Source organism: Embleya sp. NPDC005575 (assembly GCF_040605455.1).
Taxonomy (GTDB): domain Bacteria; phylum Actinomycetota; class Actinomycetes; order Streptomycetales; family Streptomycetaceae; genus Embleya.
The window spans coordinates 1-3,323 of sequence record NZ_JBEXCV010000314.1; the positions used below are offsets into that span (position 1 = coordinate 1).

Below are 3,323 nucleotides of genomic sequence, written 5' to 3' on the forward strand. Positions count from 1 at the left end.
TGGCCCAGGGCATGCGCGTGTGCGTCCAGACCGAGGAAGGCCACACCGCCTACCTGCGCATCACCGCCGTCCCCACCCGCAAAGCGGTCACCTTCCAGGCCACCGCCTGGGAGTGACCCGCAGGACCGCCGCAACCGCCCCGGGCAGCACCAAGGCCACGAACAGGAGTCGCTCGTCCGGGTGACCCTACGAGCCGGCGTACCGCCCGAACCGTGGAAGGACCGTCTCGCCGACGGCTACGCCGGTCCCGCCGTGAGGTTGTCCAGGAATCGGCGCAGGGTGCGGAGGGCGGGGTCGCCGTCGTCGACGAGGGCGAGCAGCCCAGGGAGGGGTTCGACGACGTGGACCAGGCGCCCGGTGCTCACGTGGGGTCCGGCGTCGCGCAGGGCGTGTTCGACGGCGCTTTGCGTCCAGGTGGTCGCGCGCAGGTTCTGTGCCCAGTGGAGTTCGTCGCGCCAGGGCAGCCATCGGCCGCTCTCGTAGTCCTGTCCCAGTGCGGTGGTTTCGCGTTCGAGGAAGGCCCAGGTCTCGTCGTCGGGGACGAGTTCGCCGCGATCGCGGCCGGGCCGGATGCTCCGGCAACGTGCGCACAGTCGTACCGGCCGGGGTCCTCCGAGCCCGGGTCGCAGGATCACGGGTGGCCGGTTGTCGCCCGGGGCCGGGTCCCCGCACAGGTGGCAGACCGCAACGACGACGATGAGGCGCGAGCGGGGCGAAGAGGTGGTCACCACGGGCTCAACGACACCGCCGGTCACAAGTCGCGCGCCCCACCCGCACCCCCACCGCGAGAAGCCGAGCGCGCCCACCACCACCCGGCCATGCAACCTCCGCGCACCTCCCGCGCACTTTCGACGCACCCACCCACGTGGTGCCGTTCACCGCGGCTGCGCCGGGCCGTCGTCGGCCGCGCCGTACCACGCGGCCGTGCCACCTTCGTGCCACCTCCATGCCACTTGCGTGCACTCTCGACGCACCCTCGGCGGCGAGACCGCGTTCCCGGGGATCGGCATGGCCGGCCACCACCCCCGCGCGAGCATCCGGCGGCGCGGCGAGCACGGGGAAGACGCCCCCGCGCACCGCCTGATGAAGGCCTTGCGCCGGCGGGGACCGGTGGTGCCTACTGGAAGTCGTTCGCGTTCGGGGCGTGTTGCCGATCGCGGGCCGATCCGCCGCTGTTCGTCCGCGCGGATCGCCCCCGGTTCCTCCGGGGCCGCCGTCGGGCCTTGCCCGAGTCCGCGCCGCGCCCCTCAATTCGTGCTCCCGGGCTGTTGCCCGCCCGCGTCCGCGTTCTTTCGGGCGTGGATGGCCGCCCGGCTGCGCCCGAGGACGTTCCATCGGACGTTCCGTCGGCCGATGCGTAGGCCGTTCGTTCGGCCGCTCTCATCGTCCGGGGTCGGGGGACGCGTACCCGCAGGTGAAGGGGCGTGTGGGTTGGCCGGTGATGCCCCGAACATGTTTATGGAGAAGTCATGTCTTTCTCCAATCACACCCGGGCGGGGGCGTGGACACGGCGGCTCCGCCCGCTCGCCCCTCCTCGCGGTGTCCCGTTCGTCCTGCCGGATCGCTGCCGGTCCGCGCCCTCTTCCCGTTCTCGGGTCGTCCGTTTCCGGACGACCCCTTCGTGTTCCTCGCGTCCGTTCGTGTTCGCCCCCATCCCGAAGGAGTTGATCCCCATGGCCGGTGACGAAGTGGCGTGGTCGATACGTGACGCGTTGGCGCGGCGGTTGGAGGAGCGCGACCGCCTGATCCTGCGCATCCTGGCCACGCACCGCCTGCTCACCACGCACCAGATCGCGGAACTCGCGTTCGGCAGCACCGTGACCGCCCGGCACCGCATGCAGATCCTGCGCGGCCTCCAGGCCGTCGACCGGTTCCGCCCCCGCGCCGACCGCGGCTCCCACCCCGGACACTTCGTCCTCGCCCCCGCCGGTGCAGTGCTGGTGGCCGAGGAAACCGGCGAGGACACCCGACCGGCGGTCCGCCGCGCCCGCCGCGACCGCGCCCTGGCCACCATGCCCCCCACCAAGCTCGCCCACCTCCTCGGCGTCAACGGCCTCCACACCGCCCTGATCGCCCACTCCCGCGCCCACCCCGACAGCCGCGTCCTGCGGTGGTCGACCGAACGCGACCTGTTCGTCCTCGGCGAACCAGGCGACCCCGACCCCTACCCCCGCCCCGACGCCATCGTCACCTGGCGCGAGGGCGCCCACCGCGTCACCGCGACGATCGAGTACGACACGGGCACCGAACGCCTCCAACGCCTGATCGACAAACTCGCCCTCTACACCAAACTCTCCGCCCCCAACGCGCGACACCTGCGCACCCTGATCCACGTCCACGACGACCCGATCCTGCTGTTCGCCTTCACCACCCCCGGCCGCGAAACAACCGCCCGCACCGCACTCACCCGCGCCCACCCCGACATCCCCGTCGCCACCGGCGTGTGGAAACAGGGCACCTCACCCGCTGGACCCCTGTGGCTGCCCCTGAACGCACGACCACCCCGCCTGCGCCTCGCACAGCTCACACCGGGCGCACCGGACGCACCTTCGCTCTTCGAGACCGGGACGACCCGTGCGCCCGGCCGAACTCGGTTCGATGCGCCGTCGGCGGCCGACGCCTGGTTCGACGCCGACGAATCCGACCCCTGGTAGTACCCGCACCGCACGGCACCGCACCGCATCGCACCTTTCTTGGTGCGCACTCACGCGCCTTGCCACCACGCCGGGCCGTCCGGTGCGGTGGTGGTGGTTCCGGCGAATCAGGACAACAGGGGGTGGTCAAGGGGGCAACCGCCTTGAACCGCCCTGGTCAAGGCGAAAAAGGGATGTATCGGACCCCTTGTCCGGTGTCTGTCGGTGTTTCGACCGCACGCGCATCGGTGCTGGTCCGACGCACCGGGCGCCCAGTGGGGGCGCCCCGCGCTTCGAGGAGACTCGTCATGCCCGAACAACGTCGACCGGAACCGCGGCACGAACCCCACCCGAAGTCCCCGTCCCCGTCCGTGTCCGCTGACGGTGTCGGCGGGGTGGTGTTGCGTGGCCGGGTCCTGGCCGCCCTCGGCTGTGTCCGCGTCGCCACACTCGCCCAGCTGCACGCACTGCTCACCCCCGACCACGCGAGCACCGCCTACCTGCGCCGCGTCACCCTCGCCCAGGAGGAACGCGGCCTGGTCGCCCGGGTGCGCCACGGGCGCGCCGACGTCTGGCACCTCACCCGCGCCGGGCAGGCCGCGATCACCGCGTCCGGCGCCCCGCACCGACCGCGCGCCGCGACCGGCGCGGCCGCCCTGCGCGGCGGCGTGGCCGGTCGCGCCCTCGCCG

The 3,323-nt window shown here is 72.7% G+C and carries 3 protein-coding genes; 2 read left to right on the forward strand and 1 reads right to left on the reverse strand.

All coding sequences use genetic code 11. The annotated features are described in order from the left end of the window. Positions 1-236 precede the first annotated feature (236 nt). Positions 237-728, reverse strand: a complete 492-nt coding sequence (locus tag ABZS54_RS42520; protein WP_355548700.1) for a hypothetical protein — start codon at positions 726-728, stop codon at positions 237-239. A 945-nt stretch (positions 729-1,673) separates the two neighbouring features. On the opposite strand from ABZS54_RS42520, the gene ABZS54_RS42525 reads away from it, so the two are divergent. Both ABZS54_RS42525 and ABZS54_RS42530 read left to right on the forward strand, forming a co-directional pair. Continuing rightward, entirely contained in the window at positions 1,674-2,654 is a 981-nt protein-coding gene (locus ABZS54_RS42525) for a replication-relaxation family protein (RefSeq protein ID WP_355548703.1), read from the forward strand. A 350-nt stretch (positions 2,655-3,004) separates the two neighbouring features. Then, a partial coding sequence (locus ABZS54_RS42530) for a replication-relaxation family protein (protein WP_355548705.1) occupies positions 3,005-3,323 on the forward strand: 319 nt, incomplete at its 3' end.